Annotated in this window: 1 protein-coding gene; it reads right to left on the bottom strand. The window is 60.5% G+C overall.

The annotated features are described in order from the left end of the window. On the bottom strand, positions 1 to 435 hold a 435-nt coding region (locus IVB42_RS09240), incomplete at its 3' end, for an IS66 family transposase zinc-finger binding domain-containing protein (RefSeq protein WP_247470077.1). Between the last annotated feature and the right edge of the window lie 71 nt (positions 436 to 506).

Below are 506 nucleotides of genomic sequence, written 5' to 3'. Positions count from 1 at the left end.
TTTGGGGCGGCGGGTGACGATAACGCGATACTGCGCCGGTACGACGTCCAGCCTCTGGCTCTCATCGTGACCGATCTCAAAAAGGTCGCCTGCGCAGCATGGGCAGCAGGTTGCAGCGGGCATCAGGTCCTCGATGATGCGCGGCAAATGCTCCGGCAGCTTGCCACGATTGGCCCTGCGCTCGGCAGCTCTCTTCTCGCGTGTTTTGGGATTGGCGCGGTCCTCGGCTGCTTCGAGAGCCGCGACAGCCTGATCAATATCCTCCAGAATAAGCTGGAGCTGATCAGCGTCAAGCTTTTCCGACGATCGACCGAACTGCGCGTCTTTTGCAAGCTTGAGCAACCGCTCGAGCCTGGCGCAGCGATCCAGCAGAGCCGCGGCAAAGGCACGCAACTCGGCTGGATCGCTCGGCAGTTCATCAGGCAAATCACTCATTGGCCCGAGTCTGCCATGCTTCGCGCCCCGATGCAGCGAAGATTTTATGTCCTACGCAAGCGCTTTCGGCT

Source organism: Bradyrhizobium sp. 45, from assembly GCF_023073155.1.
Taxonomy (GTDB): domain Bacteria; phylum Pseudomonadota; class Alphaproteobacteria; order Rhizobiales; family Xanthobacteraceae; genus Bradyrhizobium; species Bradyrhizobium canariense_D.
The sequence above is the reverse complement of the archived record's forward strand: the minus strand, read 5'-3'. Positions and strand labels throughout refer to the sequence as shown.